The organism is Pseudomonas sp. 37 R 15, assembly GCF_900004865.1.
GTDB lineage: Bacteria > Pseudomonadota > Gammaproteobacteria > Pseudomonadales > Pseudomonadaceae > Aquipseudomonas > Aquipseudomonas fluorescens_AM.
Window position 1 is genome coordinate 12,633 of the sequence record NZ_CVTV01000030.1, and the last position, 25,275, is coordinate 37,907.

Annotated in this window: 24 protein-coding genes and 1 pseudogene; 8 read left to right on the top strand and 17 right to left on the bottom strand. The window is 55.8% G+C overall.

Going from position 1 to position 25,275, the window contains the following annotated elements; all coding sequences use genetic code 11:
- Positions 1 to 178: 178 nt before the first annotated feature.
- Together BFQ04_RS10055 and BFQ04_RS10060 are read right to left on the bottom strand one after the other, a co-directional pair.
- Complete coding sequence (locus BFQ04_RS10055) at positions 179 to 394, bottom strand: hypothetical protein (RefSeq protein WP_058426048.1); 216 nt, start codon at positions 392 to 394, stop codon at positions 179 to 181.
- A gap of 451 nt (positions 395 to 845) precedes the next feature.
- Positions 846 to 1,082 carry a hypothetical protein gene (locus tag BFQ04_RS10060; protein ID WP_065950678.1) on the bottom strand — a complete coding sequence of 79 codons (237 nt, stop codon included), beginning with the start codon at positions 1,080 to 1,082 and terminating at the stop codon, positions 846 to 848.
- A gap of 803 nt (positions 1,083 to 1,885) precedes the next feature.
- On the opposite strand from BFQ04_RS10060, the gene BFQ04_RS10065 reads away from it, so the two are divergent.
- From BFQ04_RS10065 to BFQ04_RS29230, 3 genes and pseudogenes are all read left to right on the top strand, one after another.
- Positions 1,886 to 2,164, top strand: a complete 279-nt coding sequence (locus BFQ04_RS10065) for a hypothetical protein (RefSeq protein ID WP_065950679.1) — start codon at positions 1,886 to 1,888, stop codon at positions 2,162 to 2,164.
- Entirely contained in the window at positions 2,161 to 2,406 is a 246-nt protein-coding gene (locus tag BFQ04_RS10070) for a hypothetical protein (RefSeq protein WP_065950680.1), read from the top strand. The genes BFQ04_RS10065 and BFQ04_RS10070 overlap by 4 nt, the downstream gene beginning before the upstream one ends.
- A 596-nt stretch (positions 2,407 to 3,002) precedes the next feature.
- Positions 3,003 to 3,149 (top strand): annotated as a pseudogene (locus BFQ04_RS29230) (IS5/IS1182 family transposase); the annotation flags it as partial.
- A 238-nt stretch (positions 3,150 to 3,387) separates the two neighbouring features.
- Here the strand turns inward: BFQ04_RS29230 and BFQ04_RS10085 are convergent.
- From BFQ04_RS10085 to BFQ04_RS10130, 10 genes are all read right to left on the bottom strand, one after another.
- Positions 3,388 to 4,281 (bottom strand): LysR family transcriptional regulator, encoded by an 894-nt coding sequence (locus tag BFQ04_RS10085; RefSeq protein WP_065950682.1) that lies wholly within the window; start codon positions 4,279 to 4,281, stop codon positions 3,388 to 3,390.
- Positions 4,282 to 4,362: 81 nt separating this feature from the next.
- Entirely contained in the window at positions 4,363 to 5,415 is a 1,053-nt protein-coding gene (locus tag BFQ04_RS10090; protein ID WP_065950683.1) for an alpha/beta hydrolase, read from the bottom strand.
- A gap of 48 nt (positions 5,416 to 5,463) precedes the next feature.
- Positions 5,464 to 6,408 carry an alpha/beta hydrolase gene (locus BFQ04_RS10095; protein WP_175413272.1) on the bottom strand — a complete coding sequence of 315 codons (945 nt, stop codon included), beginning with the start codon at positions 6,406 to 6,408 and terminating at the stop codon, positions 5,464 to 5,466.
- A 121-nt stretch (positions 6,409 to 6,529) separates the two neighbouring features.
- Complete coding sequence (locus tag BFQ04_RS10100; RefSeq protein ID WP_065950685.1) at positions 6,530 to 7,303, bottom strand: carboxymuconolactone decarboxylase family protein; 774 nt, start codon at positions 7,301 to 7,303, stop codon at positions 6,530 to 6,532.
- A 229-nt stretch (positions 7,304 to 7,532) separates the two neighbouring features.
- Positions 7,533 to 8,000: a (R)-mandelonitrile lyase gene (locus BFQ04_RS10105; protein ID WP_065950686.1), complete on the bottom strand. Its 468-nt coding sequence runs from the start codon at positions 7,998 to 8,000 to the stop codon at positions 7,533 to 7,535.
- A 62-nt stretch (positions 8,001 to 8,062) separates the two neighbouring features.
- Positions 8,063 to 9,055, bottom strand: coding sequence for an aldo/keto reductase (locus tag BFQ04_RS10110; protein WP_065950687.1), 993 nt, complete (start codon positions 9,053 to 9,055; stop codon positions 8,063 to 8,065).
- 24 nt (positions 9,056 to 9,079) lie between these two features.
- Positions 9,080 to 9,670, bottom strand: a complete 591-nt coding sequence (locus BFQ04_RS10115; protein WP_065950688.1) for a flavodoxin — start codon at positions 9,668 to 9,670, stop codon at positions 9,080 to 9,082.
- Complete coding sequence (locus BFQ04_RS10120) at positions 9,667 to 10,656, bottom strand: aldo/keto reductase (RefSeq protein ID WP_065950689.1); 990 nt, start codon at positions 10,654 to 10,656, stop codon at positions 9,667 to 9,669. The genes BFQ04_RS10115 and BFQ04_RS10120 overlap by 4 nt, the downstream gene beginning before the upstream one ends.
- Before the next feature lie 599 nt (positions 10,657 to 11,255).
- Positions 11,256 to 11,612, bottom strand: coding sequence for a type II toxin-antitoxin system RelE/ParE family toxin (locus BFQ04_RS10125; protein WP_065950690.1), 357 nt, complete (start codon positions 11,610 to 11,612; stop codon positions 11,256 to 11,258).
- A gap of 2 nt (positions 11,613 to 11,614) precedes the next feature.
- The gene (locus tag BFQ04_RS10130) at positions 11,615 to 11,905 is read right to left on the bottom strand and encodes a type II toxin-antitoxin system ParD family antitoxin (protein ID WP_065950691.1); all 291 of its coding nucleotides are present in this window, start codon (positions 11,903 to 11,905) and stop codon (positions 11,615 to 11,617) included.
- A 545-nt stretch (positions 11,906 to 12,450) separates the two neighbouring features.
- Here BFQ04_RS10130 and BFQ04_RS10135 point away from each other — a divergent pair.
- From BFQ04_RS10135 to BFQ04_RS10145, 3 genes are all read left to right on the top strand, one after another.
- Entirely contained in the window at positions 12,451 to 14,217 is a 1,767-nt protein-coding gene (locus tag BFQ04_RS10135; RefSeq protein WP_065950692.1) for a hypothetical protein, read from the top strand.
- A 726-nt stretch (positions 14,218 to 14,943) separates the two neighbouring features.
- The gene (locus tag BFQ04_RS10140) at positions 14,944 to 16,548 is read left to right on the top strand and encodes a HamA C-terminal domain-containing protein (RefSeq protein WP_256544570.1); all 1,605 of its coding nucleotides are present in this window, start codon (positions 14,944 to 14,946) and stop codon (positions 16,546 to 16,548) included.
- Between the two features lie 6 nt (positions 16,549 to 16,554).
- A complete protein-coding gene (locus BFQ04_RS10145; RefSeq protein ID WP_065950694.1) occupies positions 16,555 to 18,699 on the top strand; it encodes a DEAD/DEAH box helicase in 2,145 nt (714 codons plus the stop codon).
- 168 nt (positions 18,700 to 18,867) lie between these two features.
- Here BFQ04_RS10145 and mobH read toward each other — a convergent pair whose 3' ends face one another.
- On the bottom strand, positions 18,868 to 20,598 hold the full coding sequence (mobH, locus tag BFQ04_RS10150; protein WP_065950695.1) for a MobH family relaxase: 1,731 nt from the start codon (positions 20,596 to 20,598) through the stop codon (positions 18,868 to 18,870).
- Between the two features lie 222 nt (positions 20,599 to 20,820).
- Between mobH and BFQ04_RS10155 the strand changes: the two genes are divergently transcribed.
- Positions 20,821 to 21,018, top strand: a complete 198-nt coding sequence (locus BFQ04_RS10155) for a DUF7740 domain-containing protein (RefSeq protein WP_065950769.1) — start codon at positions 20,821 to 20,823, stop codon at positions 21,016 to 21,018.
- 130 nt (positions 21,019 to 21,148) lie between these two features.
- On the opposite strand, the gene BFQ04_RS10160 is transcribed toward BFQ04_RS10155, so the two are convergent.
- Both BFQ04_RS10160 and BFQ04_RS10165 read right to left on the bottom strand, forming a co-directional pair.
- Entirely contained in the window at positions 21,149 to 22,108 is a 960-nt protein-coding gene (locus BFQ04_RS10160; protein ID WP_065950696.1) for an ArdC family protein, read from the bottom strand.
- A gap of 130 nt (positions 22,109 to 22,238) precedes the next feature.
- Positions 22,239 to 22,568, bottom strand: a complete 330-nt coding sequence (locus BFQ04_RS10165) for a hypothetical protein (RefSeq protein WP_065950697.1) — start codon at positions 22,566 to 22,568, stop codon at positions 22,239 to 22,241.
- Between the two features lie 455 nt (positions 22,569 to 23,023).
- Between BFQ04_RS10165 and BFQ04_RS10170 the strand changes: the two genes are divergently transcribed.
- On the top strand, positions 23,024 to 23,389 hold the full coding sequence (locus BFQ04_RS10170) for a DUF3742 family protein (RefSeq protein WP_065950698.1): 366 nt from the start codon (positions 23,024 to 23,026) through the stop codon (positions 23,387 to 23,389).
- 8 nt (positions 23,390 to 23,397) lie between these two features.
- Here BFQ04_RS10170 and BFQ04_RS10175 read toward each other — a convergent pair whose 3' ends face one another.
- Together BFQ04_RS10175 and BFQ04_RS10180 are read right to left on the bottom strand one after the other, a co-directional pair.
- On the bottom strand, positions 23,398 to 24,954 hold the full coding sequence (locus tag BFQ04_RS10175) for a conjugal transfer protein TraG N-terminal domain-containing protein (protein WP_065950699.1): 1,557 nt from the start codon (positions 24,952 to 24,954) through the stop codon (positions 23,398 to 23,400).
- Positions 24,955 to 24,964: 10 nt separating this feature from the next.
- Positions 24,965 to 25,273 (bottom strand): hypothetical protein, encoded by a 309-nt coding sequence (locus BFQ04_RS10180; RefSeq protein WP_065950700.1) that lies wholly within the window; start codon positions 25,271 to 25,273, stop codon positions 24,965 to 24,967.
- Positions 25,274 to 25,275 lie beyond the last annotated feature (2 nt).

Sequence of the window (25,275 nt, forward strand, 5' to 3'; positions counted from 1 at the left end):
CATATTGTTTGGATCGTTGGCATATTATGCCATTTTACCTAAAGGCAGGGAGTTTGGGATTTGTATCTGACGAACTGTAAAGTGTGGGGTCATTCTTTGCGCCGAACAGATGGCCTGGACTGTATGCGCACAAAGTCCAAGCAAGGCTGTCGCATGCGGGACGTCGTGGACAGCTTAATTAGTGTGGGCCTCGGGCCTTCAGTTTTGCCAAGCCTTGTTTAATGTGTCCGGCGTTCTCTCCAATCGTTTGTAGCGCGCCGCGGATATTGTCGCCTGTGTCCGTCGTACCCTTGCGCTCAATCCACAACGTCAACTCCATCACCGCCGCCTCTAAGGCGAGCTGGTTTTGGTACAGACGCTCAAGGACATCAGGCAGTGAATATTCAGTGGGCATTGTTTCGACTCCAATGAAGGAGCCGAAAGCGTAGCAGCGGGGGAGGCGGATGTCCTGAGCCCCCGTGAGTTAAGTGCATGAAACGGTTTAGAGTGAGGGTCAGCATTCGCCAAAAACTGCCGTTGCGACAGGCAGCAGACGGCCAACAGCAGTCATTGCGTACGATCTGAATCGGACGCTGTGTATGCCTGAAGTGATGAAGGTTCGAATCTCTCCTTCACCGCCAAATTGCAAAAACGCAAGCCCCTGATTTTCCTAGAGAAAATCGGGGGTTTGTGGTTTTCGGCGTCCGAAAAATGCCCCCATGGGACCGCCATGGGACTGGCGCGTCTTTTTGGTGCGTTTATGCGGCGCGCATATGTCCGCGCGTCCTCGTGATTCCAACTGCTAATTGAGAGGAGTGAGGGGACAGGTTGAGCTTTCGCAGGGAGGCTAAACGGGGGACTGAGGGCTACTGATCTGGTTTCAGATGAGAACGGGCTTCTTCCCAGGCTTTTCGTGCTTCAGCATATTTTGCATCTGCGAGGTCTTTTGCAGCCTGAAACTTTCTTATAGTTTCATCTGTGGTCGGCCTCACGCTCAGCAATGCATATGCGATTTCATTCAAATGATCTGCTTCAGCAAATAGACGGTTACTTTCCGTAGTCTCCTCCACCCATATCCGTTTGGATATTTTTTGGTGCTGCATACTTCCTCCTTGTACCACGATCTGCAGAATAGGCCGGGTTTGAACCACATTGTGCAAATATCGAGCGTTAAGGTAGTTAAATCAATGATGGCATAAAGACTTCAGCTTGCAGGGGCCTAATTATTGAATTTGGAAGGGCTGCACTCACAGGGCGGAGGGGCGAGCGATACACCGGGGATGATCTACACTCAGAACTCGCTTTTCTGACATCAATAGGGGCCTTTGTGAACGTTCGGGCTTTGGTTCTATGGTTCCTAGGAAGTGCCGTAGTATGGATTTTGATTGTCGTGGGTTTGGTGGCCATTCTTTGATGGGGAGATGAGCCACCGGTAGATGTAGCATTCAGAATCAATGAGCGTACAGTCGGTGCTCCACTGTTAAACAACGGTGAGCATGGCGGGTGATTCGTGATCAACTCAATAGGCGACATTCACCCAATAAGATCTGAGGCGAAAGATTTGCTTGGTAAAATTGCTAAGGCGAATTCAAGAGTCCAAGTCTTTAGTCTTGAAGGTGAGGTCCTGGCCTTAATGTGGAGGCTCGAAACAGATGACGGAATTTCAAAGCTCGACATTGATAACCTTCGCGTCGTATTCAAAATGGCGTCAGAAAAACGCCTCCATGAGTTAGCGCGTCCAAAAAGTTAAGCACGCCGTTACTAATAACACCGCTTATGTTCAGAAGGCCCCTACACCAAGGCTTGGTGTGGGGGCCTTTTTCGATGGCTGCGGTAACCACGCCCCCCTATACTGGCGTACCAGTGCCCCTTGTACTGGTTAGCGCATAACGTCAAGGACTTGCCCATGCCTGCCACCACCGCACTCGTGCCTAACGATCAGCCGGGATTACCAAACACCAGAATCCAAAGAGGCTGGTATTTGCGTTTGAATGGCTTACATGCTGCTACAGACCAGGCGAATGCTGTTCGTGCCTACCATAACGCCGTTGGGTACACGCAGGCCCTGAGGGATGCAGAACTGATTGCGAATGAAACAGAGCTAGCCATGACATCTACTCTGGCCGAGGTCTGGAAAGCTGTCTCGGATCGCTTGGGAGCCAATACGGTGGCGAAAAATGTATGAGCGACGTGTTCTCCCTTAACGGCGTCAGCCTGCCAGATTTGATTCGCACCAAGTTGGCCAATCACCTCGCACGCCTCGGGCGTGTTGCAGATTTGCGCGCTTTAGAACTGGCCCAGGAACGCGCCGAAGGCTTTGTGGAAGGTGTACAAGCGTTCCGCGGGTTGACTCCGGCCACCATCGAAGCGCTATTTATTGCGGTAGGCGTCGCTGCCACAGCTCGACGTGAGGAATTGACTCCATGATGGGCGAAGCGATCCAGTCGGAGACGTTGAAAGCCCTGGTCAGCCAACATGCAGTGCGGGAGGTGGGACTGTCCATCCGTCTGGGCAGCCCCACCGGGCAACTGCAGTTCTTGCTCAGGCTCATTTTACGTCTCCACCTGCTAGTTCGACTGATCGCTATTGGCCGATATCTGCCTGTCGCGAGGGCACTAATCGACCCTAAGCAGTCATCCCAACTAAGTCAGCAAACGGGTTTCGATACCCATCTCACTCAGGGGCAGCTCGTTAATTAGCACGACTACTTCGTCACCGCTGTTGCAGCCAGCCATTGCGACATCAACCGTGCCAGCGTTTCGGGTTGCTCCAGCGGGACCATATGCCCCGATCCTTCAATCACCTCCAGCCGTGCTCCTGGGATCTGCACACACAACTCCTGTGCCTCTTCTACGTGCCTCAGCTCGTCCTGTACAGCTGCAACGATAAGCGTCGGGCACTGGATTTGGCCCGATGGCACATCCGCTCTATCCAGCAAGGATTGAGTGGCAAATGCCGCATACCCCATCCTGGCGCCCATATCTCGAATTCTTCCAATCAGGGCCGTGTCATTAGCTCGTTGCAAGCAATGGATGGGCGCCACACATTTCCTAACCCGAAAGTTGGCCGGGGTAAGTGCGGAGATGAGCTTGAACGTCCTCGCCTACAACTTTAAGCGAGTCATGAAAATTCTCGGTACCAGCGGGTTTATGAAGGCGCTGTCGGCCTGAAGAGGTCTGTATTTTGGCCACCCAGCGGCGCTACGGGCTCCCAGGTCGTCCTGATGGTCCGTAGGACTTGTTCTGACCAATTACTCTGCTAACAACCGTCAGCGCTGCGCGCCGACAGTGCATTAGCGCGTTTTTACACACTCTGGGCCGGTCACGCCCGACGCAGTCGATCAAAATCATCTGCTCATTCACGGTTTGAGGGGGCGGGAAAAATTCAGACGTCTTGAAGGTCGATGACTCAGCTCTTGTAGAGTAACGCCTCAACTACAACGCCAAACGCTGACGAATGTTCACGGCGATTGGGGTAGTAGAGATGGTAACCGGCAAAGGGTTGGCACCAATCTTCTAACACCCGCACAAGGCTACCGTCGGCAAGCTCCTTCGCCACCATGTCCTCTGGCAGGAAAGCCAAGCCACATCCCGCCACGGCCGCACGCAGAATTGGCACGCTGCTGTTGAATGTCCATTGGCCTTCGACACGGGCCTTGAGTTCGTGGCCATCCTTTTCGAAATCCCATTGCATCAGGCTGCCGTGAGTCGGCAGGCGCAGGTTGATGCAGTTGTGCGCCGCCAGATCTCTCGGTTCCATCGGGTAAGGCCGATGCTGGAAATACTGCGGTGAGCCGACAACGGCGATGCGTAACGACGGCCCGATCGGCACGGCGATCATGTCCCTGGCTACCTGATCACCCAGTCGAACACCAGCGTCATAGCGCTGCGCGACGATGTCGGCGAGGGCGTAATCGACGGTGATTTCGACCTTGATGTCCGGGTAGTCGGGCAGCACCTTCAGCAGCTTCGGCCAGAGAATATTGTTCGCCGCATGCTCGGACGCCTGAATCCGCACGTTGCCGGCGGGGGTGTCGCGAAACTCGCTGACTGCAGCCAGTTCCAGTTCAATTTCTTCAAAGCGCGGCGCCATCGCTTGATACAGGCGTTGGCCCGCCTCCGTTGGTGAAACACTGCGCGTAGTCCGCGTCAGCAAGCGCACGCCCAGCCGGGTTTCCAGTGCCCGCAGAGTGTGACTCAGCGCTGACTGCGAAACGCCCAGTTGCGCGGCAGCACGGGTAAAACTGCCTTCGCGGGTGATGACTACGAAGGCTTGCAGGTCGTTGAGATTGGGGCGGGACATTGATGAGAACCTCTCATGAGGAGCGCGTGATTATTCCATGAAAGCAGGTCGCGCACGGATGCGCGACCCTTGGCGCGCTGATCACAAGGTGCGTGCGTAAAAATCCGTCAGTTTGCCGATCGCCGCATCGACATAACGCGGCACCCAGTAGGTTTCAATGTGGGTGGCGCCATCGAGGATGAACACTTCCTTGTCGGTGGTGCCGGTGGCTTTGGGGAACGCATCCTGAGTCATGTACAGGCTGTCGGCCTTGCTACCGGCGATCATCAGCAACGGTTGATTGATCAACTCGATATGGTCGGTGGCGTCGAAACGCATCAGGTCAATAAGGCTGCTGCTGGTGTATTTGAAGGTCGAGTTCGGGTGCGCGTGGGTTTTCCAGTAGTACTCGTAACCTTGGCGATACAGTTCGAAAGGCAGTTTGGCAATCTGCTCGTCGGTGAGGTTGGCATCCCCCGAATACAGCACCGCGCCTCCCGCTGCTTCTTGCGCGCGGGCAGCTGATGCCTGCTGCAAACGTTGCTGGATGCTGTCCATTTGCGAGTCGTTGTAGCCGTTGCGGCGTACTCGACCCGAGTTGAACATGCTCACCGTCGCCAGGGATTTGAAGCGTTTGTCGGTTTGCGCCGCCGCCAACGAATAACCACCGCCGCCACAAATGCCGAGCAGGCCCAGACGATTGTCATCCACGCCAGCGAACTGGCTGATGAAATCGGCCATGCCGTGAATGTCTTCGATGCGATACGCCGGTTTATCGATGCTGCGCGGCTGGCCACCGCTGGCTCCCTGATAGGCCGCATCGGCCGTGATGGTGATGTAGCCCTGTTCGGCGAGCCGCTGGGCATAGAGACCGGCGACTTGCTCTTTTACGCCGCCATTGGGATGCGCAACCACCACGGTCGGGTAGTTCTTCTTCGCGTCGTAGTTGGCAGGAGTGTAGACGTTGGCGGCGATGTCCAGCCCGTTGAGCTTATAGCTGACCGGGTGGATGTTGACCTTGCCCGGCTCGTTCTTGCTGATCGCGCCGTCATAGGCGAGTGTGAACGGGTTCTTCTTGTAGTCAGCGGCTAACGCTTCGCCCGCCGAGAGACCGACCAATGCCGACATGAGCGTGGCTTTGAGAGTGTTTTTCACGTGAAGCTCCTGAGCAAAAAAAGGGCGGCAGTAGCAAAAGTATTTGGGTCAGTCCAGCTGTTTTTCTTTGAGGAACTGCGCGACCAGATCAGCGATCTGCACGTTGTTCAGATCCGACATGGGGAAATGGGTATTGCCGTGAATGCCAATCTCCGGCAGGTGTATCAGTCGCACATCACCGCTATGGCGATTGACCGCGTCACGCCAGAGCCGGGCCATTTTCAGGCGTGCGCGCCAACTGTCCTGAGCGGGCAGATCGACTGTCTGTTCCGGAATGTTGTCTCCGTACAGGATCAGGATCGGAATGCGCGTCAGTGCCATGAATTGCTCCATCGGCACCGCTGCGCCTTGCACCGTGTCGAACGCGCTGGGAATCGGCGCCGGCACTTCACCGTCAGCAAACACGAAACTGCTGCCCGGTTCGAACGCCACGATGGCTTTGACCTTGTCGTTCTTGATCGCCGTCAACCAGCCCGGCCCGCCACCCTGAGAATGCGTAAACAGGATGCCGGGGCCGATTTTGTCGAACAGCGCCGACACACCATCGGAGACCACGCCCATGTCAAACGGCCCGGTGTTCGGCGTCATTGCCCTGAAAAACTGCTCGCGGGTCTGGGCGTCCTGTGCCACTTGCACGCCGTTGAAGTAGCGGGGCCAAAGGCCGATGCGGAACTGGTTAAACCACAGTTGTTCGTCCGGCACAGGCTTGATGGTGGTCTCAACCATGCTGCGCCCGGCATCACCACGCCGGGGCTGATCGATCAGATAGACGCCGTAGTGGCGGCGCAGAAAGATGTTCTGAAAACCCTCGCGACCATCGGCGGTGGTTTCCCAGGTCTTGGAAAACTGACCCGCGCCGTGCCACATGACGATGGGCAGTTTTCGCGCGTCCGCCGGGATTTGATAGAAGGCGTAGGCGTGGTCACCGTGGTAGGTCTGGCCGTTGGGTGTCATCGGTTGGCGCGGGTTGAAGGTGCCCGGTGCCGTGGTCATCGTTCCGCCGGCGGCGAAGCTGCCTTGTTTCTGGATCAGCAGCGGGCCTTCGGAGTGGTTCGCGCAGGCCGCCAACAGGCTCAGCAGCGTGACGCTCAGTAAATGCTTTGCAGATTTCATGTCATTTCCCCGCTGTTGCGAGCGCTTGGGTCAGCGCTGCGCTTGCCCGCTTGGCAGTCTGTGTATCGCCATGCTTTTCAAGCAGCTCGGTGACCTGGCGCAACTGTGCCGCACTCAGCCCGACGCGCAGGCTCGCCGCCATGTGCGAACGCAGTTGTGATTCCACGCCCGGGGACGCTGCCAGCGCCCCGACTGTCGCCAGTTCGCGGCTTTGCCAGTCGAGGTTATCGCGCTCGAAGATGTCGCCGAACAGGTGAGTTTGCAGGAACTGGTTGATCACTGGGGCGAACTCGAACACCGGGCCTATGACCGGGGCGCCGGAGATTTTCGTTTGATTCGCCGTACCCGCTGCCAATAGCTCATCCCCGACCGGAATCGCCCGGCTCGGCTCATGCCCCGTCGCATCGTCAAGGCCGCGTTGTTTGCGCGCCTGCACCACTGTCATCAATTCATTCAAGGCGTTGAGGCTGCGCGGGAAGCCGACGTAGGCGTAGAGCTGCACGAGAACTTCGCGGATTTCGCTAATGGTCAGGCCGGCATCGAGCCCTTGGTTGAGCGCCGTGTTGAGGTTGGGCATGTCGCTGGTTGCCATGAACGCCGCGATCAGTGGAATGGTTTGTTGCTGGCTCGACAAGCTGGCTACGCTGGCGGGTGTGCTGGTCATGGTGGGCGAAGCCTCGGCTGCTTGAGTGGTGACGCTGAGCATCGCCCCGACGCTCAGGCAGAGCGCCATGAGCGTGGGGAGGGCAGTGCTGTTGCGGGTGTCAGTGATCATCGTGAAGGGCTCCATCCATTGCGTGGCGCTGCGGTGTCGCTGGATCGTAAGGAGGATGGTTGTGGCGATTAACCCCGAAATTGCGCATGGACTCCTGAGCAGAGCTCATGAGTCGACGTTGCAATAACCGCTGGAATCCCGGTGCGGGCCTGTTGTTACGGGGCCTTGAGGTTGCGTGGAGGTTTGCCTCGAAGGTGCCGGTCGAGCAGCTTTGACACATTCCGTAACTTTATTGGCCGGCGTATTGCGCCTCCGAGACCTGCTCCGCCCAGGTGACGGTCTTGCCGTCCTCGGCTTCAGCGATGGCGATGTGGGTCATGCCGTTGCTGGCCGTGGCGCCGTGCCAGTGACGGGTGTTCGGTGGAATCCAGACACTGTCGCCCGGACGGATCTCCTGACGCGCGCCACCCTCTTGCTGCACATAGCCGACGCCGGCAGTGACGATCAGCGTTTGCCCCAGCGGATGGGTGTGCCACGCCGTGCGTGCGCCCGGATCGAAAGTCACAATGCCGCCGCCGATGCGCGCCGGCGGTTCACCTTTGAAAAGGCCATCAACGCGCACCGTGCCGGTAAAGTTTTGCGCCGCGCCCTTGACCGAGGGCTGCGAGCCGTTTGGCGTAATGCGGATTTCGCTGGCGGCCTGGCACTCTGCCGCCATCAGTGACAAAGCAACGAGTGGCGCAATCAATCTGTTCATCGGATTAGTTCTCCGGTCAGACAGGGAAAGCGACGCCGCACATGGCGCCGCGTTGGGCAGACTCAGAGTCCGGTCATTTTCAGTGCCGACTCCGGCAGACGTTCCCCGTGCACCTGAATCTGCGCCATCTGTTCGTTGATCACGCGCAGATCGTCGCCGGTCAATTGCAGCTCGACCGCGCCCAGGTTTTCTTCCAAGCGATGCTGTTTGGTCGTGCCCGGTATCGGCACAATCCACGGTTTCTGTGCGAGCAACCAGGCCAGTGCCACTTGCGCCGGCGTGGCGTGTTTGCGTTGCGCGACGGCTTTCACCACATCGACCAACGCCAGATTGGCCCTGCGCGCTTCAGGTGAAAAGCGCGGCACGACATTGCGGAAATCGCTCGCGTCGAACTCCGTGTGCTCGTCGATCTGACCGGTGAGGAAACCGGCGCCCAGCGGGCTGAACGGTACGAAGCCGATCCCCAGTTCTTCCAGCACTGCCAGCAGTTCCAGCTCCGGGCCACGCCAGAACAGCGAATATTCGCTTTGCACCGCCGTGACCGGTTGCACCGCGTGGGCCCGGCGAATGGTTTCCACACCCGCTTCAGAAAGGCCGAAATGCTTGACCTTGCCCTCGGCGATCAGATCCTTGACGGTGCCGGCCACGTCTTCGATGGGCACCTGGGGATCAACGCGGTGCTGATAAAACAGGTCGATGCGATCGGTACGCAGGCGCTTCAACGACGCCTCGGCCACGGCGCGGATATGTTCCGGGCGGCTGTTGGTGCCGCCGGCGCGTTCGCCGGTTATCAAGTCGATATCGAAGCCGAACTTGGTGGCGATGACGACCTGCTCGCGGATCGGCTGCAAGGCCTCACCCAGCAGCTCTTCATTGGCGAACGGGCCATACGCTTCGGCGGTGTCGAACAAGGTAATGCCTTGCTCGTGGGCCGAACGAATCAGTTTGATCATGCTGGCCTTGTCAGCAGCCGGCCCGTAGGCCGAGGTCATGCTCATGCAGCCAAGGCCCAGTGCGGACACTTCCAGGCCATTGCCCAACGTGCGGACTTTCATGATGTCACTCCTTACAAAATTCGATTAGCGCGTGAGGGGGTGATCGTTCAACCAGCCGTTCACGCGTTCCATGGTCTTGCGCTCCTGCTCACCCTCCATCACAAAACCTTCCAGCACTTTGGCCTTCGGCGCGTGCTTGACCAGCACGCTGCGGCTGTTACCCACGCCATACCCGCCGTGGGTGTTGAAGGGGATGAGGGTTTTGCCGGTCAGGTCGTGGGCGCTGAGGAATGCGCGCACGATCGGCGGGGCGGTTTCACCCCAGATCGGAAAACCGAGATAGATCGTGTCGTAGTCGCTAAGGGCGTGAACCGTGTTTTGCAGCTCGGGTTCGAAGCCGCTGTCACGTTCCTGGCGCGCCTGTTCCACGGTTCGCAGGTAGTCCTCAGGGTAGGCCTGGGCCGGGCGAATCTCGAACAGATCGGCACCCAGTCCACGCTGGATCAGCCCGGCAACCACACGGGTATTGCCCGAGCGAGAGAAATACGCGACCAGAATCCGCGAACCTGAACGCGGGGTTTCACTGGCGCCCTGCGTGTCGGCGAGCGACAGCAGCGGAGCGCTGGCCAGTGCGGCGATCACCGTGCGCCGCAGCGGATCGTGATCGTTGCTCATCGACCGACCCGTGCCTTGAGCGCCTCGGGATAGCGCTCGCCTTCGATGCGGATTTGCGCCAGCGCTGTAGCAATGGCCTTCAACTCGGCGGCATCCAGCGTGATGTCCGCGCCGCCGAGGTTTTCTTCTAGGCGATGCAGTTTGGTCGTACCCGGAATCGGCACAATCCACGGTGCCTGTGCGAGTAGCCAGGCGAGCGCGATCTGGGCCGGTGTCGCTTGTTTCTGCGCAGCAATCTGACGGATCAACACTACCAGACCCTGATTGGCCTGCAGCGCCGACTGACTGAAACGAGGGACGATACTGCGGAAGTCGTCACTGCCATAAGTGGCCTCGGCTGACACCGTGCCGGTGAGAAAGCCTTTACCCAATGGACTGAACGGTACGAAGCCGATGCCCAACTCCCAAAGGGTCGGCAGGATTTCCAGCTCAGGCTCACGCCACCACAGCGAGTATTCGCTTTGCAGTGCTGTGACCGGCTGCACCGCGTGCGCACGGCGAATGGTCTGCTCACCGGCCTCCGACAGGCCGAAGTGCTTGACCTTGCCTTCGCTAATCAAGTCCTTCACTACGCCGGCGACGTCTTCGATCGGCACGTCCGGATCAACGCGGTGTTGGTAGAGCAAATCGATGTAATCAGTCTTGAGTCGACGCAACGAACCTTCGACGGCTATTCGAATACGTTCGGGCCGGCTGTCCAGAGTCTGCTTTGTATTGTCGGCGCCGACGGCGAAGCCGAATTTTGTAGCGATCACGACCTGGTCGCGAACTGGCGCCAGCGCCTCGCCGACTACTTGCTCATTGATATAGGGGCCGTAGAATTCGGCGGTATCGAAGAACGTGACGCCTCGCTCAACGGCTGAGCGGATCAGTGCGATGGCTTGTTCGGTATCCGTGGCCGGGCCATAGCCATGGCTCAGACCCATGCAGCCGAGGCCGAGGGCGGATACTTCAAGTGAACTGTTGCCGAGTGTGCGTTTGTGCATATTGATCTCCCGTTGGGCGTGGGGAGAACAGTAAGCGCGCTAAAGACTGAGGACTAGACGGGTAAATCGGCAAGGCTTCATGAGGTTTGCTCATCAGTCCCGGAAAAGGGGAGGTGGCGACTGTCGAATAAAGGCCTGCCCCATGGTAGACCATCACCGCTCGCACACAAAAAATCTGACACTCTCTTGGTCGTCCGCATTTGGCCGAGAGCTGTCAGTCATAGCTGCTCCATGTTGACAGAGCTTCCAAAAAACATGTTGACTGGGCTCTAGGACAGTACTTTCAGCTTGAAAAAATCTATTTATGCCCCCAGTCATGCCCCCAGTTGCGCTGAGTGTGCAAGCGATCGCGATTTGCGATTTCTGGCGCGGACCTCGGTGGCCATGGCTGGCATTCAGTGCCCCCCCGTATACCGGATGACCAATCCGAATCCGGCAAATCCTTGGTGGTTCGATGAGTCGAAATCCTTATTCGAAGTTGCCCGGGCTATCTTTCAGCACCTGTCCTGAAATAAGTTGGCTGGCAGAGTGGGGGGGCTAGAGGGAGCGTCTCACCTTCGTTGTTCTTGGCCAGTCATGTCTGTGTCTTGGATCGCTGATCAGTCATCAGGCAATTGCAACTGCACGTCCATGGCGTCATGAAGGAGTCGGACGACCTCGATCACTTCGTCATTTGCTACACGATAAAATACGACGTGGCGTGGGCTTTTGACCGCCCCGTGGGGATGTTTGGCCTGCTGGCGTGAATAGGAGAGATGATAACTGCGAAGGCCCGGTGCAACCTCACCGCGCTCGTGGCTGCCAATGCGATAAGGCGTGTCGGCAAGCGCTTGCAGCGCCGCGAGGATCAGCGTCTGGTAGCGCTGGCGTGCTTGATCGCCGAACTGCGTCTGGGAGAGCCTGAGGATGTCGACAATGTCGGCGCGCGCCGCGTTGGAAATCCGATACTGCGGCATGCTCAGTGTTTCTCTCTCGCGGGGAGGGTGGCCTCCAGGCTCAAGCCCTCGAGGTACTGCTCCAGATCTCCTTCGTTCACCTGAGTAAAGCGCCCACGCTCAAGATCCATGATGCCGATCGAAGTTGCCTGACGCAGTGCCTCAATTTTGGCGGTGTCTTCGGCGACGCGCTGCTCCAATAAACGTAAACCTTCTCGCATCACTTCGCTGGCATTCTGATAACGACCGGACTGAACCAGGTCATGGATAACCTGTTCCTGGTGAGGGGTAAGCACCACGTTTCTCGTTGCCATAACTAGCTCCAGTTCCATGCAAACAGGTACTTTTGATTGTTGACATATTATGCCATTTTCGCTCAGGAGAATAGCTTGGGGCCGACATCCGGCGATCAGGTGAAGGCTGACTCGGCGCCAATCAGCATCGCGCCGCTGCCTGCCTGGAGGGGGCCGGACGGCCGTGGAAATCAACAATCGCATTGAACGATCTATGGGACACCACTTTCGCACGTTTGCACGCCAGTGATGCAATGCTAAAGACTATTTCGGTCAACTGGCAGTCAGATTCGGACTCCCTTGGTTTTTATTTACCATGAGGCCGGTCGCTCCGGACCGCTGGTTGTTCGCCAGCAGTCGCATTTCGCACGTACCATCTCCGATTCGTATGCGAATCGGAGATGGCGCAAAACAACCCGCAGCCACTGTTGTGTGCCCCACAGAGGGCGCGTGCCATCGTTGTTAAAAGCATTTTGTCAAGAGCGACCAGAAAGCCATCATTCGATTAATATGTGTCGCGAGTGCACACTCATACGCCAGGACTTACAACGCCAGGGAGTGCCGGGATGGCTTTACCGACAATCGATGAAATCGCCAGATTGGGCCAGACTGAAACGCTGCCAGACATAATCTTCTCTGACCGCTTTCGCTGCGATTTTAATGAGCAAGAAACGTTTGCCCAGTTGCTGGCGCAGATGCATAACGATGGCAGGGTCGACTTGCTCGCACCTCTTGATGAAGCTCTCGTGCAAAATTACTCGGGTTACAGCCGCCTCCATGGAATACAAATTTTTGAGCGGATTCTGGGTAAGCTCAACGTCCCAGCTCTACACATCCTGAGAGCTTTTGATACGATTTACGGCGATGAACTGAATTCTTACGCGACATCCACCGCTCTGACAGAGTGGTGCCGTTCAGCACCATCCAGGCCTGTTGAACTGCTTGACCTAACTCACCAGCATCCAAGAGCAGCAGACAGATACCAGACGCTTGCCATTGCGATTCGTTGCGGGCTGGTAGTTGACGAAGCTCGATTCACCAAATGTGCGCTGGGGCACCTGAAGGGCGATAATGAAACGCAGCGGATGGCGGCAATAAAGGCGCTCTGCAGTTGCTCGTTCAAAAATGGGGAGCTTTGGACTGTCGTTGTTGGCACCATGATTGAAACGTTACAGGGGACTGATGATGAGGCCTTACGCTCGGCGATTTTAAAAACTGGCTTGTCATGGTTGCCCGTCGGCAACGAGGCGCCTCAGTCAGAGATCGAGCAACTAATCAAATCGGCCTGCGTTCCTGCCTCTGCTCAGATCGCCCACACCGTAGCCTATGCGCTGGCTTACAGCTTGCCAGCACAAGGCCTACCCATCGTTGACCATCTTTATGCCCGCCTCCTGGAAGCGCCTCTTAAGCCTGAAACGATCGGGGCGTTGGACGTTGCGTTGAGCAATAGCTTGAAACATTGCGGGGGAGAAAGAGCACGTTCGATCATTGAGGCCTTGGTACTCAGGCCAGCAGAGTCTCCGAAATTAGGGCATTTTCAAATGTTGGTTCAGTCACTAAGGAAAGCTCCGCAGGAAGTGCTAGACCAGTGGGTTATCTCATGGTTGCGCAGAGGAGATTTCCGACTTTGCCGCGAGCTCAAAGAGAGTCTGTTTGAAGTGGGCGTGGATCCTCTCTTCTCCACTGATTTTAGCCCAGTCGTTCTCGATGATTGGGAAACAGGATTCATCGCACGCAAGGCGGTGGCCACTTTCTTCTATCAGCCCGGCACCTTGGCAAGCTTTCTGGCGTCACTGGCACGCTCTACTGCCGGGCAGCGGAGCATTGATCTGGTCGCACTGATTTTCGACCCAGTATTTTTGAACTATCCAAGTCTCGCAGAAAGTCATTTTGATGCGATCGCAGCAGACCCGTCCGATCCAGCGAACTGGACAGCACAGGCAGCGGTTAGCCAATTGAAGGGGTATCTCGACGGTCTACAGAACATAAAGATGCTACCTGAGCTCAAACCTTCGGAGCGCGAAGTTCAATTGGAATCAGAGCGTCAGGCAGAGGTTACAGCGCGTGCAATGCGCGATTCCTGGAAGGATTCGCTCATGGCTGACCTCGGTGGAATACAGCGCCTCGTGCTTTACGGTAACGGGATGGTGACCTGGCACCAACAGAGAGAACTCAGCGCTACCTCAACGCAAGCGCTGGGAAATCTAGCCCGTGCAGAACACCCCATGACCAGTGTGTCTTATCAGTACAGGCTGGCGAGAGAAGACTTTCTCGACCCGCAGGGGCTGCGACAGCGACTAATGGCGTACCGTTACGAGGAGCGTACTCGGTGAAGCTGGTATGTTGGCGGTGATGCAGAATTGCTCTCCCTGCTGGGGCAAGACTGCCCCAACATGGATAGGTAGATGCCCAGCACAGACGGCCGTAGCCTTGAAGGTTGCTTGGGTCAGCGTTTTTTCGGCAGATGGGTCAATTCTTCATCAGCGCCTGCAGCCATCCCACAAAACGCTCAAAATCCTGCCTGGCCGATGCCATATCCTCTCCTTTGGTACCGCCTCGTTGCGTCCAGCTTAGCGTAATATCATCTTGATGGCGTCTTCATTTGCAATGTATGAAATTCAAGCGTCAAGCAGAATATTGGGTACGAACTGCGATGCCTCGAGCCGTCCGATACGAAGCTCCAAATCTACAGATAAACGAGTATTTGCAGCCATGCTGTCGCTGCTTGAAGCGCACAAGCCTGCATGGGCGGCTTTCCTGGGCTACTCCATAAGCCGGTGCATACGGGACCCCTCATATCTGGAGGCTTTTCGAGGTATATCGCGAGGCGCCTGTTTAAGGTCGTTCTAACCTAGCGGTGTGGTCCTCATGCTTTCTCCATGATGCTCCTGTGCCGTGGCTCTTACGTTGCGAGGGTAGGCGGTTGAGGAATAGGGATAGTCGGCCAATTGCCATTAGTGGTAGCTTCCGTACTAACACGCGCGTCTGCTATCCCTAAGTGACCCAGGATGCCGACGTGACCGGCTCGATTCAAGCGATACAGGGACGTCATGGTGCTTATGAATATCCCATCGAACAAAGGTGGGCCTGCGGCAAGGCAAGGTTTCAAGTACCAGGATCACGTTGCCGTTTCCTTCATACTGAAGATGCTTCGCGATAGCAGTTACCAGCACGTCGAGTGTGAGACTGCTGACGACATCGTGCTGGTCTCTCGCCAGTCTGGTGAGACGGTTAACGAATATATCCAGGTCAAAACCACCGAAGGTGACAGCAAGTGGAACCAGAGTGAAGCAACAGCTCTGGACAGCGGTCGGGCTGACACTTCTCTACTGCAGAAGTCACTGCTATGTGACTGCCGCCCTGGAAAAGCTCTGTTTCGAATGGTCACCAAACGCGATACCGCCAAAGCTTTGAATTGCTTCAAGTTAGAGCTTGAAAAGCGAACTCAGCCTGATCTTGCGACCAGTCGTGGGACAGCCCTTGCTAAGAAGTTTAAGAAAACACGATCACCCATGGGGCGTGACTTTTGCTATTGGGCGGATAATTTTGTGTGGCAGATCTGTGGCGATGTGGACGCGCTGGAGTCAGTGAATCTGCGTAAGCTTGCAGAAATAATCGATCTTCAAGGCTCGTGGCCTACGCACAAACAACAGCAGGCAATTTACGCCGAATTTCTGAGCTGGGCAGATGATGCGGCAACCGCAAACGTCATCTCGGAATCTATCCAAAAGGTCATTACGCGCGCGGATGCCATGGATCGCCTTGATGCACTCTTGGCGGCGGCTGATAGCAAAAACATCACTTACTCGAAGCCCTATAAATCCAAGCCTCCGCCGTTTCTGGTCGAATTCCATGCGGCAACCGAGGAGGGATTGCTACGAAGCTTGACTGGGTACGACGTTCAGTATGACTTTGGCGAGTGGAGGCAAAAGGAACTTGCTGAGCACCTGGTTCAGTGGCTTCCCGAGTTCTGTTTACAAGCCAGCGAGATTGTGAATTTTCAGGTTCACCATGCTCAGACGATTCTGTCGAAGGCGATTGCTACGTTCACTCAGAATGGTATGGAGCGCGATAAGTTAATTGCAGAACTAATCCTGCATGTGATTTTGAGAAATAAGGAAAATAGCGAGCCTATCGCGTGCAAAGTGTTTTTTGCCTCAAAGACAGGCCTATCCGAGTTCGGGAACGCCCATATTGTTCAGCGCTCAGGCGAGGTTGATCAACTCTGGTTGGGGTTGGCGAGGATGATTACTGTGGGGACCATGGACCAGACTGTGGCGCAGGTTTGCAGTACTCTGGATTCGACAATTAACAAAGCCGCACTGACCAACGAGCGCGAGATTATTATCTCACTGCGCGAACCGAATCACCTCCGCTCCAATTCGGAGGAGTTCAACAAAGCATTAGAACGAAACGCGCCTGCTGAAGAAATGCTGAAGGTGCTGTGCTTTCCTGTGTTACTGGCTTATGACAGTGATGCCTTATCCTCTGGGTACCTCTCCGACTATATTGATCGGCTGAAGCACGAGATCAACGACCACTACAGTTCATTGAAAGTCCATCTGCCGAAGAGAATGGATCAAATCCGAATTGCTGTGTTCCTTGTCCCTATCGAAAGCATCCAGAACTTGATCAAAGAGTTTAACTCACGTTGCAGGGTTTAGGCTGACATGAGATACGAAGTAGTTAAGGAACGACTCGAACGGCTCGGTGAAGATTCAAGCTCCAGGATCGAGCTTCTCCAAGCTATCAGTGTTGCCGTGAACCGGGGGAATCCAGAGTGGGAAGGGCGAGACCTCGTCATCCGTGCGCTCGATAAATTCGCCTTGTTTGGTGAAGTTGAGCAATCTCTTTTGCTGAGTATGATCCGCGCGGTGGGCCTATTCCCTTACATCACTCCGTACCTCGATGGAATATCGATTTCAGACCGTCTGGCCTATGAGGTGCATCGGGTTGACGGAGTTGAAGCGGGCATGGTTTTTCATCGGCTGCAGGCTCATGTGTTCAGCTTGCTGATGCAAGGACGCAACGTCGTGCTGAGTGCCTCAACAAGCGTCGGTAAAAGCTTGGTGATAGACGCCGTTCTGGCCCAGGAAAAATTTCGCAAGATCGTGGTCATCGTCCCAACCATCGCCCTCATCGACGAAACGCGCCGACGTCTGGTCAAGCGCTTCAAACAGAGATGCAATGTCATCACGCATCCGACTCAGGAAGCCGACGACGCACGAGTAAACGTTTACCTGCTGACCCAGGAGAGAGTCTTCCAGCGTGACGATTTACAGGACGTCGGTTTTTTCGTCGTAGATGAATTCTACAAACTTGACCTGTGCAGTGACTCGGAAACCGGCAGCCGTGCAATTGATTTGAGCTTGGCTTTCCACAAACTGGCAAGACAGGGGGCGCAGTTCTATCTACTCGGCCCGCATATCCAAAATATCCACGGTCTCGACGCTTATGAGTACAATTTCATCCCCTCCAATTTTTCCACAGTGGCCGTTGATGTTGAGTATTTCAATTTGCCGACCAACGGAGATGCGCGCAAGGACAAGCTCCTAGAACTCTGCCGCAAAATTGCCACCCCCACGCTCATCTACTCTCAGTCGCCAGCAAGCGCTAACAAGATTGCACAGCTCCTTATCGAAAAGGGTGGGTTTTCGCCGCTCACGCAGACCCAAGACCTTGCTCAATGGATCGCGAAGGAGTACCACCCCCAGTGGAACGTCGCTAAGGCCATATCGCTTGGTATCGCCATTCACCATGGTGGCGTCCCTAGAGCGCTGCAACAGTATTTTGTGAAGCTCTTCAACGAGGGGACAATCAAGCACATCATCTGCACGTCAACGATGATTGAGGGGGTCAATACCTCAGCAGAAAACGTCATCATTTATGATCGCCGGGTTAGTAACACGCCGTTCGATTTCTTCACGTTCAAGAACATTTCTGGCCGCGCAGGTCGCATGAACCGCTACTTCATCGGCAAGGTTTACATGCTGGAGGCTCCTCCGGAAGAAAAAGATCTCACTGTTGAATACCCGATCGGACTACAGAACGAAGATTCTCCGATGGGGCTTTTGATGAAGCTGGAGCCGGAGTACCTCACGGATATCTCCCGTCAACGGCTGGATCGGGCGTATGCGACGCCGTTGCTGTCTACTGCGACCCTCGTTGAAAATCGGCATATCCCCGTTGACCGGCAGATAGAGATCGCCGAATCAATTATCAGGAATCTTGCAGTGAGTCGCCGAATGCTAACTTGGAAAGGAAACCCCGAACAAAACCAGCTCGAATACGTGTGCACCTTAGTCTGTGATCACCTTCAGACCAAACTGATGGATTATGGAATCATTTCAGGCCCTCAGCTTGCCTTTCATATCAACGCTGTCCGAATGGAGAAAGACTTCTCGGCGTATCTGCAGAACGCAATCGACACTAACCGAGCGGGCACCACTGCTAGCGAAGCGATCAACCTTCGTCTCAAGTTTATCCGTAACGTACTGTGCTATCGCCTTCCTCGTGATTTTATGGCCATAAGCAAAATTCAGGCGGATGTCTTCACCCAGCGCAATATTGAGCCAGGAGACTTCAGCTTCTTCTCTGAGCAGATGGAGAACCTTTTTCACGATCCCTTACTGACGGCGCTGGACGAATATGGGATTCCCACGCAGGTCTCGACGCGTATTAAGAGTTCAATTCTTCCATCTGACAACCTGAATGACCTGCTGAACAAGTTACGGCACTTGGCGATCCGCTTGGATGGGATGCAGCTGTCCCCGTTTGAGCGAAATATTATGAAATGGGCGATTGCCGAGATCTAGCTCCAAGGCGCTGGCAGGGAGCATCTGCGGGGTCAAAGAGTGGTACGTTCGGCTTCGCCTTGTGCCCTGTGAGATGTATTTAAATCGTTGAGCTGGCAACAGGGACTGACGCGCAGTGCGCAATCCTTCGCCTGGTTGCCTGAGTCGAGTCTGGGGTGTTACGGACATTTAGAATTTTTCAATTTTTAAAAAAATATTGTCCGAAGGAACCGGCGTAGCTTCGAATAATATTTTTGGTTCTTCTAGCAAATAGCCCTGGAGTTTTCCTTTCTTCCTAGGACCTTCCACCTGACAGACCCAAATATTTAAACCATTGCCGCGCTTCCTGTGGACCTTCAGTTTCTCAAACTGCTTCTGCACCCAACGCCATTCTTCAATCTCTTGGCAGGCGCCCTGAGAGATACCGGGGAATTCTTGCGTATAGCGTTGAAAGAGACCAGGCGTGACCAGAAATACGCTCCCATCCACCGTGTGGATTTTAGCCTTGCTGTCGTTGATATTCAGCTTGTGGCTGAGAATGCCTTCCTTGATCCAATTCAGGAATGCCTGGCCTGGGTTATCCAATTGAAGCGTTGAAGTTTTGACGGCTCTTTCTGACAGCGCGTCATTGGCCTTTGGCTCTTCCAACTCGAACATATCCAGCAGCGTACCGAGGTAATCGGCATCCTCTAGCGCCATTGGATCCGGCTGCGGTTGGCTTTGACCTGATCGTGCACTGACTGTCTCGGGCGCTGGTGTTGGTATCTGGGTGTCAGTTGAGTGGTCATGGGCTGCAATGCTCACCGTTCCACTGAAAGCCCGGGGGCGGTCTGCGCTCCCCCAAATCAATGCCGGTTGAAGGCGCAAAAAGGTAAAGCTCTGCTGCCAGTTTCCCTGGGCCACGAGTGCAGTCCATATGGCTTTGCCTTCTGAGGTGGGCTCGATCAGTCCATGCGATTGCAGTTCGTCAAACACGGCGATGTTGGACGAGGGAATACCCTCAATTGATTGCGACAGCAGATAGGCTCGCAGCTTGTCCGTGACCGTCTTACTGACTAGCCAGAGTGCGTCTTGTGTCAACCAAGCAGCCGCACCCGGTTGGTTGAGTTTCAGCTCGTGTTGAACAAGGTGACGCAGTCCACTGATCAAGTGATGTTGCAGCGAATGGATGGGGGCTTGTAACGCCTTGCTCGGGTTGCCGCCAATGTTCTGCGCGGTGGAGATGCGGTCGGCCTGAATCACCAACTCGCCCAGCACGCCGGCACGTTCATACTGACCCGCTAGGACATACAGCAAACTGGCCCAGAGCGAAGGATATCCACTGAGCCAGTCCAAGATAGGTCGGTCGAGAATGTGGGTGTAGAGCAAGCCTGCGGCGGCGCCGTGCAGGTGGTAGTCGCGACCTTTGACATAGCGAAAACGGTAGGGCTGATCCAGGGGACCGTGCCAAGGATGCCAAAGACGGCCATCGTGACGCTCGACCTGCAGGTCCACGGCGATCTTGCCGATGTCATGCAGCAGGGCGCCATAAGCAATACCTGCCGACCAGGCATCGGTCTGAGCGGCTTGGTCTTCGGGTGCGGCACCGTTGGGAAGGAGATACGACTGACGCAGTTTCAAACTGCAGGCGACCAGTTCCAGTCCATGGTCGAGCATGCCGCCGAGATACGCATGGTGGTGTGTTTCGCTGGCCGGGAGTTGCTGGACTTGTTCGGCGTAACGATGGATCGGATTTAAATAGAGCTGGCTGAACTGCGCGTGGGAGAGGGCGGTGTACTGCCAAATCCGATCAAGCAACTGACAGCGGTGGTCCGCTGCTAACAAGCGGTGGGCCGACTCAACGGGTAGGTAGCCTTCGGCGACGTTGACGGTCGGTGGCGGAGGTGGCTTCTGCTTTTTGTGGCGAAACAGACTGAGCATCGTGACCCCCGGGAGGTGGCTGGGTCAGTGGCCTTTTAGCCTTTTCGGATAGAGCTCTTACCCTTGAGTCCCCATTCCCTTCCAACCCTTACCCGTCCTTTTTGGCTCGTGTCCCTTTGCGCGGCAATCGGGATATCGATACTGCTACACATCGTTTTGTTGGGGCTGGTACGAAAAAGAAAAGAGTCGGTACACTGCGGTGCCTATTTTTTGGGTCTTGCCATGAACCTTACTGACGCCACGCTCGTGCTGCTGCTCGCGGCACGTATCCATGGGACCGACGAAGCCGTCAGGGCTTCAGCGAAGAGCGTGGTCAAGAAGTTGCCGCGCAGTAAACGCGATCTAATCTACAAGGTGATCGACAGCCGGAGTCCGCTCGAGCTGGTGAATTTTCTGGCGCAGAATCTGGATGCGGGATGACAGGGTGCGGGTGTGCACCCATCCCTGACCCGTTGAATCAGAGCCTCGCGGCATGGGTTTTCTGGGTGTCAGAAAAAAGGGCCCAACTTGCGTTGGGCCCTGTGATGCGATTGCAGCGGTGAGATAACTATCAAACTCCATCGTTCATGCATCGTGAGTCACCCATTACCATCTGCTTCAGTTGCTGCTCCAGGTTGAGCACATACTCCGACGCGCTTCGGGCGTGGCCACTGGCGCGAAAGATCGCGCGTTTGTCAGCCTTGAGCAGGCTGAGCCAGGAGTCGACGTAGCCCTCGTGCCGCAGCTCCCCCTGTATACCGGCGTAGGCACATAAAAACGCAGCGCCCATCTCGGCGATCAACTCCTCAAAGGCATAGCCTGGCGAGCCGAACGGACAGGGTGACGTAACGCCTTCGCGCTGCAACCGAGCGTGATGCCCGGTCCAGTGCGTCAGCTCGTGCAGTGCGGTGGCGTAGTACCCGCTTTCATCGTGAAATTGTGCCTTTGTCGGCAATTGGATGAGATCCCTGATCGGGTGGTAAAAGGCTTCATCGGCAGGCCGATGAACGATGCGTGCACCTGAACTTAACAGCAGATTTTCCGCGGCGCTGTTGGGCTGGAAGGGATCACTCTGTACCGTCTCGAGCAGAGTGTTATTGAGCATTTCGAGCCCCTCCGATTGCTCGATGTTGAACAGAAAATGCGTCCTGAGAATACCGAAGTGAGCGACCTTGGGCTGACCATGTTCATCAAGTACGGGTTGGCCTGATTCGGTCTGTTCCTCGCGCTCCATCGGCTTGTCGAGCACAGCCAGAGTGCTGTGCTCACCCTTACGGATGTGCCCACCCGCTTTTTTGGCTTGATTGAAGGTCAGCCAACGATCTTGTGTGAACCCCTGCAACCTGGCCTCGGCCCAGAGCAACGGTAAATTGATACCCGAATAGGGACGATGCGTAATTGCATTGATGGGGTAAGGTTGATGACCGACGTAAGCTGAGCCACTTGAGGACCAGGGTTTGATCCAGGGAGCAACGCCTTGGTCTAACGCGGTAACAATCTTGTCAGTTACGTCCTGGTAGATATCGCGCATGGCAATTTCCTCGAGAGAAAAACGGAGGAACGCCTTGCCCGTCGGGGTAGGATTCCTCGGTGGGTGATGGGCAGGATTGAGGCAGGCCTGTATGCCATCCGAATGTGGAGGTAGGCGCCGCCAATTGCGCTTAGCGCTGATGTTCTCCTGCAAGCGCAATCAGCAAGGCGCCAGGCTGACCCGGTTCTTGGAGTAGGCTGAGACTCAATTGCAACAACGGGTCGTGGCCTAAGTGATCGGTTGGTTCAACTTGGACTACCTTGAACAGCACATAGGGCTCGTGTGGAGAGGTCAGGTGTGTTTCGATGGCTGCGCGCAATACGTTGCTTAACCGATCGATCTGCAGCTTCTCTGCGTGATCGGACTGCTCGAGCAGTACTGCGCGTTGCCACGCGCCAGGGGTGAACACGATGGGCAACCGGAAGGTGTTCAGTACTTCCGGCGTAAGTGAGTCGGACATGGTGTGCCTCCGTTGAGACGCGAAGAAACCTGTCCCGTGCGGGAAAAGATTTCCCCGCAGTGGGTTGAAGAAAAACAAGAGGATTTGCCTGGCGAGCCGAACTCGAAAGGCGCTCAGGAGAGCAGGCGGCGTTCATCACCGAAGAGACGGTGACCGTGCGAGCTACCGAACGCTAATCGCACTTGGGGAGAACTATCACCGAAGTGACGTAACCTTGAAGGTTCTGGCTACCTGGGAAAATGCTGTCGATAACAGCGATCCGTACCTTGTATTTAACTGGACGATTTGTATGGGTCAATGACTGTAGAGACCCTGTTTAACGGATCTTGTCTTCTGTCTTCCAGTGAAGATTTTTCGGCTGGGGCAAACTGATAAACGGTCAGGCACTGGCCGATCTCAGTAGTACGCTATTGCTATTGTCTCAACCATGAAGACGTTCAGAAGAGGGTGAGACCATGCCGATTCAGCAACCTTCTCAGCGTTCACGTGCCCACCGCTGGGCGTACGTCTGCGGTATGTCGGTGAAGCGTGGTTACCGTAGGTTGAAAACGTTTGAATCCCGCATGGTTGAGCGTTCGGAGACGGTAGGTATGCCCGCAGGCAAAATTCTTGTTCGCGGGAGTTTCCTGGCTGCCAAGTTGACTCTGCTCGGAGCATTTATTTTTGTTAGCTTCTGGTTGTTTGTGCTGGTGTGCACAATCGTCGTATTAGCAGCTATCCCAATTGAAGATTCAGACACTCCAGGTATTGACGATGCCGATAATCCAATGCATAGAACGTCTTGGCCTGAGCGGTACGATAAATGGGGTTCTCTGAAGTAGCCTCTTGGTTACTTTGAGCTCGATTTACCCGAAACAATTCTTGCACCGCTCATCAACTGAGAGGTTCCGCTAGAGCTCGCTGTCTGTGCTGCGTGGGTTCCCCTGCTGAGCATTCCTTCCACGCCTGAACCTACGCTATATCCGGCCCAACTCAGGGTGGCTAGAAAAACCATCGGCAGGACGATGAACATCGCCCCCATCACATACTCGATCACCTGCGCGGTGACAGTCCCATCCATAAACCCGGATGTGGGCAGCGACAACAGCACCTGATTGGAAGCCGAAACCTGGTTGTACAGGGTATCGAGCATGCTGGAGTCGACCCAGCGCGCCAGTTCCCACCAGAAGCTCAGCATGTGTAAGGTGAACAGCGCGAACGTCACGGTCATGACCGTCTTCAGCTGATAGGTACTGACCAGTAGGATCAGCGGCAAGCTGATGATGATGCCCATGATCAGGAATGCCTGCACCATCGGCAGGGCGGCGCGTAGTGCATTCATCGCCGGGAAGTTGCTAAAGGAACCGAGGGCCAAGCCGGTATTGGTGGCCAGGTTATTGAGACCCTGATTGATCGAGCCGCCGCGGGCACTGGAGCCATAGTCCTGGTACACCTGCCCGGGCGACATGGACATCGATTGCTGGCGCGGGCTGACCAGCTCACGCAAAGTCGCATCCTCGATCTCGTTGCTCGAACGGCCAGTCAACCAGCCTTTCAGCTGAGTCAGCAGCGAAGGATCGACCTGCTGGATCAAGCGCTCGCGCAACCCCATACCGCTATCACTCCACCACTGCTTGCAGGTGGGGTAGCCCGCGCCATTCTCCAGCCGCGGCAAGGAAACATCGCGGCCTTCGTCATACGGCCAACTGATTCGCGGTGTGCGTGAACGATCCGTGTCGTAGTAGCCGGGCGTGTCGAGAAGATAGCTTGAGCCGATCCAGGACGCGTCATGACTTTGTGCCTTGTCCAGTTGCGGGCGATTGGTAAACAACCGAGAACGGGAATAGCCATAGCAGTCGCGTGTGAAGTCGGCGACTTCCTGCAGCAGTACCTGGCTATCGATGCGCGAACTGTCGATCTCCATGCGCATCTGCCGGATATCCGGTTCGCAGGGGATAGAGGCGGTGGCGGCGGCGGTAACTCCTTTGCTCAAGGCATGGACTAGAAACCACCAGATCGGTACATTGGCGGAGCGTTCGCCGATGGTATTGAAGGTCGTCCCCCAGGCGGTCTCCGCCGGCTTGGCCACACTGACGCCGCAGCGCTGACTCGCTGCATCATCGAGCGTCATTGACGAGAGGCTCAACGGAAACACAGGCGCGCAACCGAACAACACGACGATGTAGGCCAGCCATAACCGGTTCTCGATCCGCGGTACCGAGAGCAGTCCCTTGTTGCCTTCATCCGCGCCTTGCTGACGGGCCGACAACCATTCCTGGAGGATGATGGCACCGAAGGGCGCGGCAAACAGCCCGGTATCGGATAGTACACTCCAGAGACCGTTGTTGATGATCCAGGCCAGCAGTGAGAGGTAAAACTCAAGGTAGCTATTGGTACTCATGAGCATGGTGGTGGCCTCACAGTCGGGTGAGTTCGACGCAAGTAACGAGCACGAGCCCTAATGCTCCGATGCGCTTTAAGCGCAATCGATCTTGTGGTCGATGTCGGTAGCGTCGAAGCAGATCCCACCAGAGCTCGAAAACTGCGGCGTAGAGTAGGGTGCGCCACCCCCGCAGATAAGGTCGTACGGATTCGAATGCCTGCTGCCAGACCTCGAAACTACCCAGCGCAGTGCGGCCCTTCCAGGCGACCAGTGCGGCGCTCAGGACCATCACGGCGGTAATTCCCACACCTGAAAGCAGCGTGAATAGCGATGAGCGTTTCATGG